Genomic DNA, 16,712 nt, shown 5'->3' on the forward strand with positions numbered 1-16,712 from the left:
ACAACTTGTCAGGCGGTGTGTGTTCTAGGATGTGGGGCCGCGAAGGAACCATAAAGCCCTTCTTTGGCAAGGGGAAGTTTTGCGGTTTGCCGCTATCACTCCAAGCGGCATGGCTCAAGGCAGACGCCAGCCACGAACTGCGGTGGCAGACTGTGTTTTCAGGAAGAACGCCCGCTGTGCAGGCAGTGGCAGCGTCGTGCTGACATCCAGCAGGGCAGCGCTGCCTTTGGCGGTCCAGATGCTGGTGGGGAGGCGTTTCAGCAGCCACCAAGCGTCGTAGGTGGTCGCTCCGGGGATTCTGTCAGCCTTCCAGAGTTGGAGCTGATCAGCACTGGTCATGCTGGTGGTGGCAGTGAAGCCATTTTCAGTAGTGAATCCCAGCCGCAGCAGCGTGGCATCGACGGGCCAGGGCAGCGCCAAAAAGTTTGCGCCTGTCACCAGCGGCATCACCCATGGATTAACGCGCACATGCCCTGTGAGCGTGATCGCCTTCGCCCCGGTTGCTTTGACCATGAGGCCCGTGCCGGGTGGAATGATTTTCAGGTTTTGCGAAGCGGCGTTGGTGTCATTGGCCGAAACCCACTGCCGGCTGCCATTCAACCAATGCGCATGCCAGGCACCATTCTCATAATACAACACCTGATCAGCAGCCGCAGGCACCGCACCGGCCTGAAACACGCCTGGCGCGAAGACTTGGCCCAGCGTGACATGCGGACGCACGATCACCCGCGCACCGCTCAAGTCCTGCGGCAGTTTTTTGAGTGTGCTGAGTGGTGAAGACGGTGCCAACACAGCGGTTCCGGCGTTCATCGTGGTGATTTCGATTCGATGCCCGGCATGGGTGCCATCCAGCACTTCGAGGTAGCAGGCGCGGCCAGCATCCACCTGAATCTCCCCAGCTTTTTCGAGAGCAACTTCGACAGCGCCGAGGATTTGCTCAATGCGTCCGGCGTAGAGCGGCGCGTTGACGAGACTGATGCCCGCTGTCTGCGAACCTGCTGTGAAAGCGAATCGCTGCCATGCTTGCGGCGTGGTGACGGCGCTGAGGCCGTCGCGATGCGTCACGCGCAGGCGCACGATGCCACGCTGCACGTTTTGACCACCGAGGCTGGTGATGCCGTTCCAAGAGAGCTGTTCAAAGCCATTGCCAGCGTCCGCGCTCGTCGGAGCCAGTGTGAGCGTGTTCCAGGTGACGAGATCGGTCGAATGCTCCAGGCGGAACGTCACATCGGTGATCGCACGCGGATGCTCGAGATGCGCATCGACCCGGCCTTCCGGCGTGGTGGTCAGCCACCAGCCGCCATCGAAGCGGCTGTCACTCGCGAGAGCATATTCAATGAGATCATTGACGCCATCCGCATCGACATCGGTGTCTGTAACGATCTGAGAGCCTGCTGACGTTTTTTGACTGACTGATCCCGCTGGAGGCGGCGTGGAACCACCGGCAACTGCGGCGGCCTGAACGATCTGCACATTGTCAAAACTGGCACTACCAAGCGCGAAGGGCGATGTGGAGGTCACGGCCAGGCCGATTTGAACTGTGTTGCTCAATCCCGTGAGCGTCACCGTGTTGATCAGCGTCCACGCACTGCCATTGGCGGAAGCGTAAGCGGTGATCGTGTTACCACTGCGCACGAGGCGCACCCAGTTGTTAGGCGCGGCGTTCACCGCCGGGCCGCCCGCGTAACTGGTGGCCGCATTGACGACCGGACGCCAGACCATGCCGAAGCCATTGTTCTCGACAGCAGGGGTGGTGAAGACCGTCGCATGACGTGAGCCGCCGGTGAGCGACTCGCGGATCATCACACCGGTTTTCGCCCACGGATTGGTGTTCGACTGGCTGAGGATGCGCGCGCGGATTTCGCCATCGCCAGTGAGCTGCGTGTAAGCAAAGCGGAAGCCGTCGGCGGTGAAGTAGATGTCGTCCCCGGCACCTTGCAGCGTGTAGGTGTCCGTGGTGCTGTTGTAGCTCATGCTGCCCGCGACTTGCACCGTGCCGACATCCTGCGATTGCAGCGCGACGACCACCGGCGGCGTGTAAGTGACCGAGACGGTGTTTGAAGCGAGACTGCCGACCGCGCCGGCATTTTGCGCCGCATTGGCCGGAAGGCGGATCGTGACCGCGCCGGGTGTCAATGGTGTCACGGTGAGGCCGTAGCTCGTGCCAGAACCAGTGAGATTAGTCACAGAACCATTCGTCACGATGAAATCACTCGTCGTCAATCCGGTCACAACCTGACTGAACTGCGCCTGCACGGTGAATGCGCCCGCTTCAATCGCGGAAGCAGCGCTGAGCGCCACGGAAGGAGCCACCACAGCCTGACTGCCGACGACCTGCACATTGTCAAAGGTGGCCGTGGAAAGCGCGGACGATGATGCAGACGTCACCGCAAGACCCACATACACCGTATTGGGCAGGCCGGTCAGTGTCGCGGTGCTGACGAGCGTCCACGCGTTGCCGTTCGCGGAGGCGTAGGCGCTGATCGTGGTGCCGGTGCGCACGAGGCGCACCCAGTTGTTCGGCGCGGCGTTCAAGGCGGGGCCACCAGCGTAATTCGTGGCCGCGTTGGCCGTCGGACGCCAGACCATGCCGAAGCCGTTGTTCTCGCCCGCAGGCGTGGTGAACATCAGCGCGTGGCGTGAGCCTGCGGCGAGTGTTTCGCGGAGCATCACGCCGGTTTTCGCCCATGGATTGGTGTTCGACTGGCTGGTGACGCGGGCGCGGATCTCACCATCGCCTGTGAGCTGCGTCAGCGCGTATTGGAAACCATCCGCCGTGAAGTAGATGTCGCTGCCGGAGCCTTTGACCGTGTAAACACCGCCGCTGAAGGTCGTGCTGCCAGCAACGAGCGGCGTACCCACATCCTGCCCGACGAGCGAAACCGCCACCGGTGGCGTGTAAGTCACCGAAACCGTGTTCGAGGCCAGACTGGCCGTTGCAGCCGCGTTTTGTGCCGCCGCCGCCGGCAGACTGACCGTGACGAGGCCGGAGCTGACCGGCGTGAGTGTGACGCTGTAACTGGCACCGCTGCCGGTGAGGTTGGAAGCGGTGGCGTTGCTCAAAACAAAGTCATTTGCGGTCAATCCGGTCACTGGTTGACTGAACTGCACCTGAATCGTGAACGGACCCGTTTCAATCGCCGAAGCCGCGCTGAGCGTGACCGTGGGAGCCACGACAGCCTGTGCACCGATGACCTGCACGTTGTCGAATTCCGCCGTGGTGGTCACTTTGGTATCCGCAGCCGTCGCGGCGAGTCCCACATGCAATTGAGCAGGCAGTCCGGTGAGCGTGACGCTGTCCACGAGTTCCCAAGTGGTGCCGTTCGCGGAAGCGTAACCGGTCAGCACATCACCCTGTCGCACGAGGCGCACCCAGTTGTTCGGCACCGCGTTCAATGCGGGGCCACCGGAGTAACTCGTGGCCGCGTTGGCAACGAGACGCGACACAAGACCAAAGCCATTGCCTGCGGCAGGCGGCGTGATGAACATCGTGGCATGTCGTGATCCGGCGTTGAGCGTCTCACGCACCATGACGCCAGCCTTGGCCCATGGGTTGGTGTTGCCCAGGCTGCGCACGCGAGCGCGGACCTCGCCATTGCCATTGAGAATGACCTGCACGAAGCGGTAGCCGTCTTCGGTGAAGTAAATGTCCTGGCCGGAAGCGTTCAGCGTGTAAACACCCGTGCCAGCATCGAAGCTGGTCGATCCCGCGACGAATCCGCTGCCCACATCCTGGCTGATAAACGCAGGCGTGTTGTTCGGAGCCGTGTAAGCGCGGGCGAGCACATTGGAGGCGAGATTCGTCACCGCATCGGCATCCTGCGCCATGCTGGCGGCCACGCTGATCGTCACGTTGGCTGTCGGCGTGACGGTGAAGCTGTAACTCGTGCCAGAGCCGCTGAAAGCGCTGGCTGTGCCACCGGTGACGCTGATGTCAGCGAGTGCAAAGCCCGTGACCGCATGACTGAACGTGGCGGTGACGACAAAGGGATCGCTCACATTCGCTGGAGCCGTCGTTGCAAGCCCCACGGTCACAGGCAGCGGCGCTGCGGCAGGTGCGTTGTCTATCTGCTGGAGATAAGCGACGAGGTTGTTCAAATCCGTCGCGTTCAACGTCACGCCCTGATGCGCGGTGATCGCATTCGAGAGCGTGGCGGCGGAACCATCGTGCAAATACGGCGCGGTGGCCCACAGGCCGCGCAGCGTCGGCACATCGAAGCCGGTGAGCGCACCGTTGAGACGTTTGCCGCTGGTGGGCTGTTTGATCGTGCCGACATCGCGGAAGACGTTCAACGCGCTGTTCGTGAAGGCCGTGCCGCTGTGGCAGGCGGCGCAGTTTTGCTGGCGAAACACACGCTCGCCCGCATTCGCCGCCGTGGTGGCCGTGCCATCGTTGTTGCGATGCGGACTGTTCGATTCCGTGCTCAATGAGGCCATGTAAGCCGCCAGCGCGTCGAGATCGGTGCTCACACCGGCTTTGGGATTGCCCAGCGGTTGATTGCGCGTGCCGGTGTTGAACTGCGCGTCGCTCATGAGGCCGGTGCCGCCGGCAAAGGCGCGGATCTGGCCCTCGAAGTCGTGAAACTCATCGAAATTGCCCGTCCAATGCAGCGCTCCGTGATTGCCATGACCGCGCAGCGTGATGGTGTTGCGCAGACCTTCGCCCACGCCGGTGAAATCCCAGGTGCGGCCGTCGTGACCGCCGTCGTTGTGGCAGGCGGCGCAGGCAATGTACTCCTGCAAAGCCAGACGCGCATCGGCGGCGTCATAAAAGAGCTGTTTGCCACGAAGGACGGTGGCGCTGAGTTTTTCGGTGTTGATGGCATTGACCACACCGAGCGTGACCGGCGTGCCGCTGCCGCCTTGCACGAGGCTGCTGATGTCATGCACGCTGACCGTGCGGGCCATGAAGTTATGCACGAACAAGGTGCGCCCGTCCGGTGACAGCGCGAGTCCCTGCGGCGCGAGTCCGGCATCGAAGCGGGTGATGACTACCTTGCTCCAAGCATCCACCACGGCCACAGCGCGGCTGCTTTCGAGCGCGACGAAGACATACACGCCCCAAGGATCGAAAATGGCCGCGCTGGGCATGCCCGCATTGTCGAAATCGACGCGCCCGGCATAATCTTCGACCTGCGTGGTCAGATTGATGCGGCTGGCGATGGCACGCAGCGTTTGATCATGATTGAGGCCGACGCCGTTGCGCAACGTGCCGCGCTTGATGTTGTCCTGCTTTGAAGGCACCCAGGCGGAAAGACCGTCAGGCGAGATCGCTGTGGCACCGAGATAGTTCGGCAGACCGCGAGCGGAGGTTGGCGTGTCCGCCTTTTCGCTGTGTTGCAGCAGAATCGTGCGCTCCAGCGCCAGGGTCGATGCCGTGACCACCAGCACCTCGCCACCACGGCCGGTGGTGACAGGAGCAGCGGTGTTTTCACCCGGCAAGGACGGCGTGATGAAGCGGCTGACATAAACCCGCGCTCCATCCGCACTGACAGACACATGACGCGCATTGGCACCGGCATTGAGGCTGCTGATCTGCGCACCAGTGCTCGGATTGAGCTTCAACAACTGCCCACTGCCTTCCAGCGCGACATAAGCGGCTGTGCCATTCGGATCGAAGGCGATGCCAAACGGACGCGAACCACGCGGTAGCGTGACGGTAGCCGCCACGGCATAACTGGTGCCGTTCAAAATGGAAATCGTGGCACTCTCCGCGTTCGTCACCCATACACGGCCATCAGGCGCAAGAGCGAGACTGCGCGGTGCGAGGCCGACGCTGGTTTCAGCAAGCTTCGCGCGTGTCACGGCATCGAGAACGGTCACGCTGTCGGTGTCAGGATTGACGAGCCAGACGCGGTCGTTGCCCGTGACGCGGTCTTCAAACACGATGCTGGATGAAACGGCCGGTTTCTTCGTGGTGAGCGGCGCATGCACGGCCTGGAAAAAGGTGCTCGTCACCGTCGTGCCGGTGGCATCGGTGGCGGTGACGACCACGGTGTAGCGACCCGGATTCGCAAAGGTGTGGCTGATGCTGGCGCTGCTGCTGAAAGCGGTTTCGGGTGTGCCATCGCCGAAGTTCCATTTGAAACGCGGATTCGCGCCACCCGTGCTGCCTGCGGTGAAGGTCTTGACCGCGCCGGAGGCGTTTGGCAACGACAGCGGCGGCTGCACGACGAGGCTGGCATTGATGGTCCAGTTGAACGACACGCTGACCGGCGTGGTGTTGCCATCGCTGACTGTGACAGTGACGGGGAACGTTCCGGCGGCGGTCGGTGTGCCACTGATGACGCCGCTGCTGGCATTGATCGACAAACCGGTGGGCAAACCGGTGGCGCTGAAGCTCAGCGTGTCCTGGTTCACATCGCTGGCCTGGATGCTGAGTGACGCGGCTTGATTGATGACGCGGCTCTGCGCGCCGGGATTCGTCACGACCGGCGGGGTGGGCGGCGCGAAGGCGTTGAGGTTGATCTCCCAAGCGAGCACCTCATGCGTGTTCGTGGAGCCGCCGGTCGCGCCGGTGAAGCCGATCCAGGCGCTCGGGCCGGTGAGATTCGCGAGTTTGACCGCGGTTTGCGTGAGCACAGGCGATGCAGGCTTCGTGGTGCTGACGCCTTGAACGAGATAAACACGCAGCGTGTCCGCAGGGCCGTCGTAATCGACCCAGAGCGTGTGGCTTGCGCCATTTTCGAGATCGAACGCGGCGCTCGCGGTGCTGAGATGCGGTGAGACGACGCCGTTGCTCAACACGCCGATGTGATTCGCGTCCGGGTCCGTGCCGCCGAGGTAGGTGTCCAATTCGATGGCGAGGCTCTTGGCGATGCCTTCATACGCGAGTCCACCTCCAGCAGCGCCCAACACGGTCGCCGCGTTGCCTTGCAGCACAAACGTCATGCCGTCCGCGCCATCCGCCGTGCCGTTCATGCGAAACACAAAGCGGCTGCTGAAGGACGTGCCTTCGGAAACCGGCACCGGATTGCTCAGGAAGGCGGAACCGGCTTGCGTGGCTGTGTTGGGCGTCAACACAAGCACACCGCCCGTCACCGCGGCGCTGCCATTGAGCTGAATGCCGTTGGCCGAGGTGAAGCTGGCGAACTGGTGGCGCAAATTCGGCGGCGTGATGGTCCACGCGAAGATGGTGCTCGCGCTGGTGATGCCATCGGTGACGGTGACACGCGCGTTGCTAAAGGTTCCTGCACTTGTCGGCGTGCCACTGATGATACCGGTGCTGGCGTTGATGGCGAGACCGGTGGGCAATCCCGTCGCGCTGTAAGTCACGCTGCCGCCGCCAGGAGCCGTGCCGTAAACCGCGAGCGTCGTCGGCGCGTTCACCGCGCTGACTTGGGCACCTGGATTTGTAATGGTGACGCTTTGCGCCGGATCGACCTGAATGACCTTCGCCACCGAGTAAGCGCCATTCGCACCGATGCCAAACAGCATCCAGTAGCCCGGGGTCATGACGCTGAGATTGGCATGACCTGCGACGCTGTAGATGCCGGGCGAGGTTTCAGAAAACGGCAGGCTGAGGTAGCGCAGATCGGTGTTCATCGAGTGCGTCTGCGAGGACATCTTGATGAAGCTGAACTTCGTGATCCCCGGCGTGGCCTGCACGGCAAAGGTGGTGCCCACACCGATGTAGGACGGTGCCTGCGTGATGACCGGCCGCGTGGCGAGGCTGCCGTCGGTGTTGTAGAGCATCGGCGGCGTGAAAAGCTGCGCGTCGCGATGATCGGCGCTGTTGCCCGAGAGACCACTGCCACCCGACCACACCCGACCATCCGGCAGCAGCAACGCCAGCGAGTGGTAATTGCGCGGCACATTCATCGGCGCGAGCTGACGCCATAGCCGCGTGGTCGGATTCCAGATTTCCGCTGTCAGCACGGAGCCGGTGTCATTGAATTTCAGGCCGGAAGTGTTGCCACCGATCACCATCACCTCGCCATTCGGCAGAATGACCGAGTTCGCAAACTGCCGCACAAAGCTCATGGACGGCGCGGCTTGTACCACCGGCGTGCCGCTGCGGATGTCGATGGTGAAAGCGGCGTTCGTGCTGGTGCCGGTCGAGCTGTCGCTGGGATTCGTGTTGGTGTTGGCCGAACCGCCCGCCACCAGAATGCGACCTTCGTCATACATGGCAAAGCAGCCTTCCTTTGGATACAAGACTCCAGGGACATCCACACCGCTGTAGGCCAAGCTGCCAGTGCCAGCCGTGGTGACCCAGTTCATCTGCCGCGTAGGGCCACCGTGAAACAGGCGACCATCGGGAGCCACCACCACCAACGGATGCCAGCGTGTGACGTACCCCGGCTGCCCGACCACCGTGGCCCAGTTGATGCCCGTCAGGCGCGACCAACCGCTCGCACTGGTCCAACGCTCGGCGGTATTGGTGCCGCCGTCGCCCGTCACGGTGAAGACGCTGCCGTCGGTCAAGGCCACGCTGGTGTTGTACCAGCGGCCGTCATTCATGTTCGGCACCGCCGTCCACTGGCTAGTGCGCCAGTCAAAGATGCTGCTCAGCCGCGTCGTGTTGCGCCCGCCGTTGATCATCACCCGCCCGTCCGGCAGCATGGCCGTGCCGCCGCAGAACATGTCATGCCGCGTGTTGTTGATCTCGGTGAACACACCCGTGGCCGGATTCCACACCGCCGCATAAGTGAACTCCGCACCGACAGGAAAGGTGGTGCGCTGATTCGAAGCAAAAGTCAGCAAGCGCCCGTCCGGCAGCGTCGCCGCCGTCACCGGCAGATGCGGCGTCCAGGAAATGATGTTGCCCCATTCTCCGAGCGAAATCCGCGCCGTCGCCGTCGTCGCCGCAGGTGCCATGATCTGAAACGCCGGAGCCAGCACCTGGGCTTCCGCCGCTAGCTGGTCAGACAGCCCGTGATCAGCCTCCCCGGCGTGCCCCGTTCCACCCAATCCGCCCAAAGTGGCCGCCAGGATAGCCGCATAGGCTCGGAGAGAGGAAAAGCCGATGGATTTGGCACCCAAGTTCTTAATTTCTGGAATATTCACAAGTTCAACTCGCATAATAAGCAATAATTATGGCAATATGGAGCGCTTTAAAGCAAAATTTACAATTTTTATAATTTTGAGACTAAATGATGAGACGAACGGCGCAGCCCTTCGTCATTCGAAAATTCGTCATTCGTCGTTTCCCGCCCGCTTGCCATCCACAGCATCCTCATCCACTAAACGCCCCCTTTCCCACCCAGCACATGTCACGCTCTTTCAAACTCGCAGTCCTCCCCGGAGACGGCATCGGCCCCGAAGTCATGGCCGAGGCACTCCAAGTCCTCGACGCCGTCGCCGCCCGTTCCAATCTCACCTTCGCCTACAACCACCAGCTTGTCGGTGGTGCTGCGATCGATGCCGTGGGCAAGGCCCTGCCCGCTGAAACCATCACCGCCTGCGAAGCCAGCGACGCGATCCTCTTCGGTTCCGTTGGCGGTCCGAAGTGGGAAAAACTCCCTCCGAACGAGCAGCCCGAACGCGCCGCCCTTCTGCCGATCCGTAAACACTTCGGCCTCTTCGCCAATCTCCGCCCCGGCATCTGCCATCCCGCGCTCACCTCATCCTCGCCGATCCGCCCCGACCTCGTTGAAGGCGGCTTCGATATCCTCTGCGTCCGCGAACTCACTGGCGGCATGTACTTCGGCCAGCCCAAGAGCCGCACCACGCTCCCCGATGGCGACATCGAGGTCATCGACACCATGGTCTATAAGAAGAGCGAGATCGTCCGCATCGCCCACGTCGCCTTCAAGGCCGCGCAGCTTCGCCGCAAGCACGTCACCAGCGTCGATAAAGCCAACGTACTCACCAATTCCGTCCTCTGGCGTGAAACGATGAACGAAATCGCCAAGGAATACCCGGAGGTGACCCTCGCGCACCTCTACGTCGATAACGCCGCCATGCAGCTCATCAAAGCCCCGCGCAGCTTCGATGTGCTCGTCACCGAAAACCTCTTTGGCGACATCCTCAGCGACGAGATGGCCATGATCTGCGGCTCCCTCGGCATGCTCGCCAGCGCCAGCCTCGGCAAACCCAAAGGCGACGGCCTCTATTTCGGCCTCTTTGAGCCGAGCGGCGGCACCGCCCCCGACATCGCCGGCCTGGGCATCGCCAACCCCATCGCGCAGATCCTCTCCGTCGCTCTGCTGCTGCGCTTCTCCCTCGGTTTGGAACAAGAAGCCGCCAGCATCGAATCCGCCGTCAAAAAAGTCATCGACGACGGCCTCCGCACCGGAGACATCTTCAGCGGTTCCCCCGGCACGAAGAAGGTCAACACCAAGGAGATCGGCGCAGCCATCATCGCGGCGCTTTGATGTGGATTGCAGTCCACGCTTTGAACTGGACGGACACGCTGACAGTTCGCCCAAACGCATTGCAATTGCCCTCAGTTGCGCGATGCATGATTCCGCCAAACGCCTCATGACTCCCAAGCTTGACCCCGCACTGCATCGTGACAAAAAACCGGACTGGATCCGTGTGACTCTGCCGCGTGACCCGAAATTTTGGAGCACCAAGGGGCTGATCACGGACCTGAAACTGCACACGGTGTGTGAAGAGGCCCAGTGCCCGAACCGCTGGGAGTGCTGGAGCCAGGGCACGGCGACGTTCATGATCGCGGGGGACCGCTGCACGCGTGCGTGTGGCTTCTGTGCGGTGAAAACGGCCAAGCCGTTCGCACTGGAGGCGGATGAACCGCAACGTGTGGCGGAGGCGACCAAACGCATGGGGTTGAACCATATCGTGATCACCGCTGTAGCGCGGGATGACATGAAGGACGGCGGCGCGGAACACTTTGCGCAAACGATTGAAGCGGTGCGCGCAGCGGTGCCGACGATCACGATTGAAATTCTCGTACCCGATTTTAACGGCAAGGACGATGCGCTCGAAGTGGTGATGAAAGCACGCCCACACATCTTTAATCACAACCTGGAAACCGTGGAGCGCCTGACGCCGCTGGTGCGCAGCCGGGCGCAGTATCATCGCAGTCTGCATGTGCTGAAGCGCGCCAAGGAGATGGCGGCGGAGTTCGGCACGAAGTGCGCGACGAAGAGCGGCCTCATGCTGGGTCTGGGCGAGACGGAGACGGAATTGTTTCAAGCGATGGACGATCTGCGCGAGCATGGCGTGACGGTGCTGACGCTGGGCCAGTATCTGCGCCCCTCGGCGCAGCATCTGCCGGTGATCGACTACATCCACCCGGACACGTTTGAGAACTACAAGCAGATCGCGCTGAAGAAAGGCTTCCGCCATGTAGCGAGTGCGCCGCTGGTGCGCAGTTCGTATCACGCGTCGGATTTCAAGCCGGAGCTGGATTTGGAGTGAGTTCGCGTAACCGCGTTCGCCAGAACGCGGGTGCGGTGTGATGGGACGGACGATCCACACTCTGGCGAGCGTGGCCACAGTTCGTCATTGCAGAGCGGGCGTTCCGGTTCTTCTTCGTGGCTCTCCCAACCAACCGCCATGTCACCTCGTCCTCCCGCTGAAGCCTACGAGAAAGTTTCGACCGTCATTTTCCCTGATTCCGCCAAAGCGGCCAAAACCCTGGCGCTGGAAGTGAAAGAGCTGATTGAAGCGAAGAACAAGGCCGGCAAGCCTGCGGTGCTGGGCATGGCGACGGGATCGACGCCGGTGCCGTTTTATCGGGAGCTGATCCGTCTGCACAAAGAGGAGGGGCTGAGCTTCAAGAACGTCATCACCTTCAATCTCGACGAGTATTATGGCCTCGGTGCCGATCATCCAGAGAGCTACGCCAAGTTCATGGCGGAGCAGTTGTTTGATCACATCGACATCCCGAAGGCGAACATCAACCTTCCCAGCGGCACGGTGCCGGGCGACCAGGTGTTCCATCACTGCCGTCAGTATGAGGAGAAGATCGAAAGCGTGGGCGGCATTGATTTGCAGATCCTCGGCATTGGTCGAACGGGTCACATCGGCTTCAACGAACCGGGTTCCAGCCGCGACTCGATGACGCGTCGCATCACGCTGGACCGCGTGACGCGCCAGGACGCGGCGAGCGACTTCCGTGGTGAGCAGAATGTGCCGCACTTTGCGATCACGATGGGCGTTGGCTCGATTTTGCGCGCCAAGAAGCTCGTGCTCATGGCCTGGGGCGAGAACAAAGCCGTGATGGTGGCCAAGGCGGTCGAAGGGCCGACGACGGAGGCGATTTCGGCCTCGTTCCTGCAAGATCACCCGGACGCGCGATTTTTCATCGATAGTGGTGCCTCACGCGAACTCACACGCATCAAGCTGCCGTGGCTCGTCGGACCTGCATCGTGGACGCCACGCGAAACACGGCGGGCGATGGTGTGGCAGGCGTTCAAGATCAAGCGGCCGATCCTGAAGCTCATCGACGAGCACTACAATGAGAACGGCCTTTCCGATCTGCTGTCGGAGCAAGGTCCGGCCTATCAGCTCAACATCCGCATCTTCAACCAGCTCCAGCACACGATCACCGGCTGGCCGGGTGGCAAACCGGATGAAGATGATACGTATCGCCCTGAACGTGCGCGGCCGTATCCGAAGCGCTGCCTCGTTTTCAGCCCGGAGCCGCAGGATGCAATCACGGGCATGGGTGGCACGATGGATCGTCTGATTGAGCAGGGGCATGACGTGCGGTTGATTGCGCTGACCTCGGGCAGTTTGCGCGTGCCGGACAGCGAGGCAGACAAGTTTGCCGAAACGCTGCTCGAACTGGCCTCGAACGCGGCCAAACCCGACGGCTGGGGGCCGCAGGTGGCCTATGCGCGTGAAGCGCTGGCCTTGCTGGAAGCGAAGGGCGAGTTTGGCGAAGACCCGCCGCTGCTGCGCCAACTCAAGGGTCTCATTCTACGCGGCGAACTGCGCGATGCGGCGCACACGGTGGGGCTGGCAAATGACCGTGTCACCTTTGTGGACCTGCCATTCTATGAGCAGGGGCGTTACCGCCGCTTCAAGAGCACCCAGGCCGACGTGGCTGCGCTGGTGCGTCTGCTGCAAGACCACAAACCCCATCAAATTTACATCACGGGCGATGCCGCCGATCCTTCGAGCGTGTCAGGCATCTGCTTCCGGCTGCTGATTGCAGCGTTGCAAGCCTGTGCGGGTGAGGAATTCGCCGGTTCATGCAGTGTGTGGCTGTATCGCGGCAAAGAACGCCCGCTGGAGCCGCATGAGATCGACATGGCCATTCCGATGAGTCCGTTGCAGATCGAGCGTAAAGCGAACGCTCTGTCCCGTTACGGGGCATTATCATCGCTGGAACAGGAAGCGCCTGAGACAAACCGTGAGAACGCTCGGCTCTATGATGCGCTGGGTCTGGCCGAGTACGAGGCGATTGAGACGTTCCAGCGCTGGCGCCGGGCGTGATCAGCCCGCGACCACCAGCTTGGAGTCGCGATAAGTGCATTTACCGAGGCGGCTCAGCTCGTCGCAGTGCGCCTCGATGCGCATGCTTTTCATGCTGGGCTGAAAGCCAAGCCGCCGCGTGATGCAGTCGTGCAGCAGTTCGGTATGCTCGTCCTCAAACTCCACCACCCGGTCGCAGTCGAGGCAGATGAGGTGGTTGTGCTGGGGTTTGTCGAGGAAATTGGGGTCGTAGTAGGTCTGGTCGCGGCCCAGATCGACCTCGCGCAGCAGGCCGCACTCCACCAGCAGGGTCAGGGTGCGATAGACCGTGGCGCGGGAGACCGTGCTGTCGAGCTTGCGGGCCTTGTCGAGCAACTCCTCGGCCTTGAAGTGATCGTCGGTGGCAAAAGCGGCCTCGACGATGACATCCCGCTGTTTGGTGCGGCGCAACCCCTGGCTGGCCAGATGTGCCTCCAGGCGTTGAATGATGCGTTCGTCCATTGGGCGCGAGGTTAGACAAGGCTGCCAGCCTGCGCAAGGCAACGGTTCTCCTCAGCCGTGATTTATGCGCGCTGCGGCACCTAGCATAGGTGACAGCCTATGAACACGGCCCCAGACATGGGAACCGTCGCTTGGGTGGTAGAAACAGTCCAAAACGACTGCCACAGAGGCCGGTAGTGCGGCGGGAATGACAGCGCAGATGATTAGGCAACCCAAATTTATTTCAAAAAAATTATGGATTTTATTGTTAATATTGTTAAAATTACACAGACTGCCTAATTCCACGCATGCCTTTACCATTTTCATTCTCTACTCAGCGTCAAGGTTCCGAGGGCGAAATACCCCCTGGAACCACTGCTGTGCCGGCGTCCGAAGCAGTCATGCAGCAGCCGCCAGCTCGTATCAGTACCGAACCATTGAGTCACGGGGTAACAGGGGGCGGTCAGCCTTTTCGGGCTCAGGAATCCGTGCGGCAGAACGGGGCGGCCCATCCCCGGCTGATTTCCAGCCATCTGCCGCCGGCTCCTTCGCCCAATCAACGTTTCCCTGGCGGCCAGGAAGCCGCCTCCGTGTCACAGCCAGCGGCACTCTATTTGCCGCCCCCTGCACAGCAATCTCCCGTCGGGCATGACTTAGCGGCGCAGATCGAGCAGTTGCGCAACGACGTGTTCGGCATCGCCATGAGCGTTAGTGCTTCGAACGACCGGCTGGACCGGTTGGAGCAGCGCGTTCCCCAGGGCGTCCAAACGGCGGAGGCGGGCCTTGCCACATTGCGTGGTGAGATTGAGGCCTGGCTGGAAAACCACCTCAATGCTGCCGTCGAGCACTGCATGCAGCGCATCATCAGCCGCACGTCTTCCCCCACGCCTCATCCCGCCAACTGACCCTCCCGTCCCCATCCGCCACCAACCACTCGCCCCTCACACGTCATGAACTCTCTGCGACTTCGCATCCTGTTGCCACTCTGGCTGTTCGGCTTCCTGCCAGCCATGGGAGCCACACGTATGATGGGCCAGCCGCTCGACTGGTTCTGCGGCATCACCGGCGTCCTGCTCGGCGGTGGCGTCCTCCTGGCCGCTTACCTGGTTTCCGGCTGGCTGCTCAAACCGACCACCGCCGTCATGAAAGGCACCACCGCCATCCTGCGTGGCGTGCCGCCCGACGCCCATTCCGCCGAATGGCTGCCCGCCGATTTCTGGAAGCTGCGCTGCGACATCAACATGATCTTCGCCAAGCAACGCCAGGCGCTCAACGCCGCCGAGCAGCACGCCTGCCAGACCGCCCAGCGCCTCCTCAATGCCGAACGCCTCCTGCGCGAGGCCTTCACCGCCCTCCAGGGCCTGTTCGCCGCCAGCGATGAAGGCGTGCTCGTGGTCGATGCCCAGGGTGCCATCATCGCCTCCAATGCCAAACTCGACGACTTCCTTGGCAAGCAGGTCGAAGAAGTCGCCGGCCGCGACGCCTCACGTCTCCTCAACTCACTGACAGAACGTTTCGCCGAACAGGCCATCATCTCCGCCTGGATCGAAAAAACCGCCTCCAGCCTCGACGGCCAGGATGAAACCCCGCCATTCGTTGCCAACGACGGTCGCGTCTTCTCCCTGCGCTCCAGCCCGATGCGCACGGACGCCGGCGAAATCATCGGCCGCATCTGGATCGTCAAAGACCGCTCCGAAATGCGCGTGCTGGAAAACCAGCTCCGCGAATCGCAGAAGATGGGCACCATCGGCCAGCTCGCCGGCGGCATCGCCCACGACTTCAACAACCTCCTCACCGCCATCCGTGGCAATCTCACGCTCGCCGAACTCACCCCCGCCTCCAACCAAGCCGGCGTGCGCGACAAGATCCAGAACGCCAGCCACGCCACCACCCGGGCTGCCGAACTCGTCAAATCTCTCCTCGGCTACTCACGCCGCAGCACCGGCGTCTCCATTCGCAAGACCACCAATCTCAAGCGCCTCCTCGCCGACGTGCAGAACCTCCTGAAGCACAGTGTCGATCCGCTCGTCACCATTCAGATGCGCGGCGGCATGGACGCCTCCTACGTCACGGCGGACGCCACCCAGATCGAGCAGGTCATGCTCAACCTCTGCCTCAATGCCCGCGACGCCCTGCCCGCCAACAAAGGCGTCATCGAGATCGCCGTCGAAAACGTCACCCATCACCAGCCCTCCAAGCCCGGCACGGACACCGCCGACTTCGTCATGCTCGTCGTGCGTGACAACGGCCACGGCATCTCCGAAGAGCAGCGCCTGCGCATCTTCGAGCCCTTCTACACCACCAAGGCCGCCAGCAACGGCACCGGCCTCGGCCTTTCCACCGCGCAGGACATCGTGCGCGAGCACGGCGGCTGGATCGAGTTCGACAGCGAAGTCGGCCGCGGCAGCGAATTCCGCGTCTTCCTGCCCCGCATGCTCAATCCTGAGCAAGTCGAGGAGGAGACGCCCATCGAAAACAACGCCGCCGCCACCTCTGCCCCCCTCGGCGGCCAGACCACGGTCCTCGTCGTCGATGACGAAGCCCCCGTGCGCTCCATCGCCATGAACATGCTCGGCTTCCTCGGCTACCGCGTCCTGGAGGCTGGCGACGGCCAGCAGGCGCTCGACATCATCCTGCGCAGCGGCGAAAAAATCGACGCCGTCCTGCTCGACATCTACATGCCCAAGCTCTCCGGCCGCGACACCTTCAAGGAACTGCGCGCCGTTGGCAACAACGTCCCCGTCGTCGTTTGCAGCGGCTTCATCATCGACCCCGATGAATTCATGATCCTCAGCCAGGGCCACCCGCCGCCCGTGGATATCATGCTCAAGCCCTACTCCCTCGACGGCCTCAGCAAGGCGCTCGCCAAAGCCGTGCAGCAGCCCCAGGGCCGCGAACCC

At 62.2% G+C, this 16,712-nt stretch carries 7 protein-coding genes; 5 read left to right on the forward strand and 2 right to left on the reverse strand.

Annotated features, from left to right (window positions below; all coding sequences use genetic code 11):
* Window positions 1-114 precede the first annotated feature (114 nt).
* Window positions 115-9,024 (reverse strand): putative Ig domain-containing protein, encoded by an 8,910-nt coding sequence (locus tag ACKVY0_RS28975; RefSeq protein WP_409218369.1) that lies wholly within the window; start codon window positions 9,022-9,024, stop codon window positions 115-117.
* Window positions 9,025-9,212: 188 nt separating this feature from the next.
* Here ACKVY0_RS28975 and leuB point away from each other — a divergent pair, with 188 nt between their 5' ends.
* The 3 genes from leuB to nagB all read left to right on the forward strand — a co-directional run bounded on the left by leuB (window position 9,213) and on the right by nagB (window position 13,353).
* The gene (gene leuB, locus ACKVY0_RS28980; protein ID WP_409218370.1) at window positions 9,213-10,319 is read left to right on the forward strand and encodes a 3-isopropylmalate dehydrogenase; all 1,107 of its coding nucleotides are present in this window, start codon (window positions 9,213-9,215) and stop codon (window positions 10,317-10,319) included.
* A 106-nt stretch (window positions 10,320-10,425) separates the two neighbouring features.
* The gene (gene lipA, locus ACKVY0_RS28985) at window positions 10,426-11,328 is read left to right on the forward strand and encodes a lipoyl synthase (protein ID WP_409218371.1); all 903 of its coding nucleotides are present in this window, start codon (window positions 10,426-10,428) and stop codon (window positions 11,326-11,328) included.
* A 138-nt stretch (window positions 11,329-11,466) separates the two neighbouring features.
* Window positions 11,467-13,353, forward strand: a complete 1,887-nt coding sequence (nagB, locus tag ACKVY0_RS28990; protein ID WP_409218372.1) for a glucosamine-6-phosphate deaminase — start codon at window positions 11,467-11,469, stop codon at window positions 13,351-13,353.
* Here nagB and ACKVY0_RS28995 read toward each other — a convergent pair whose 3' ends face one another.
* On the reverse strand, window positions 13,354-13,833 hold the full coding sequence (locus ACKVY0_RS28995) for a Fur family transcriptional regulator (RefSeq protein WP_409218373.1): 480 nt from the start codon (window positions 13,831-13,833) through the stop codon (window positions 13,354-13,356).
* 569 nt (window positions 13,834-14,402) lie between these two features.
* Here ACKVY0_RS28995 and ACKVY0_RS29000 point away from each other — a divergent pair.
* Both ACKVY0_RS29000 and ACKVY0_RS29005 read left to right on the forward strand, forming a co-directional pair.
* Complete coding sequence (locus ACKVY0_RS29000) at window positions 14,403-14,717, forward strand: hypothetical protein (protein ID WP_409218374.1); 315 nt, start codon at window positions 14,403-14,405, stop codon at window positions 14,715-14,717.
* Between the two features lie 45 nt (window positions 14,718-14,762).
* Window positions 14,763-16,712, forward strand: a 1,950-nt coding sequence (locus ACKVY0_RS29005; protein WP_409218375.1) for an ATP-binding protein, incomplete at its 3' end; no start/stop codon positions are given.

The organism is Prosthecobacter sp., from assembly GCF_046154365.1.
In the GTDB taxonomy this organism is placed as follows: domain Bacteria; phylum Verrucomicrobiota; class Verrucomicrobiia; order Verrucomicrobiales; family Verrucomicrobiaceae; genus Prosthecobacter.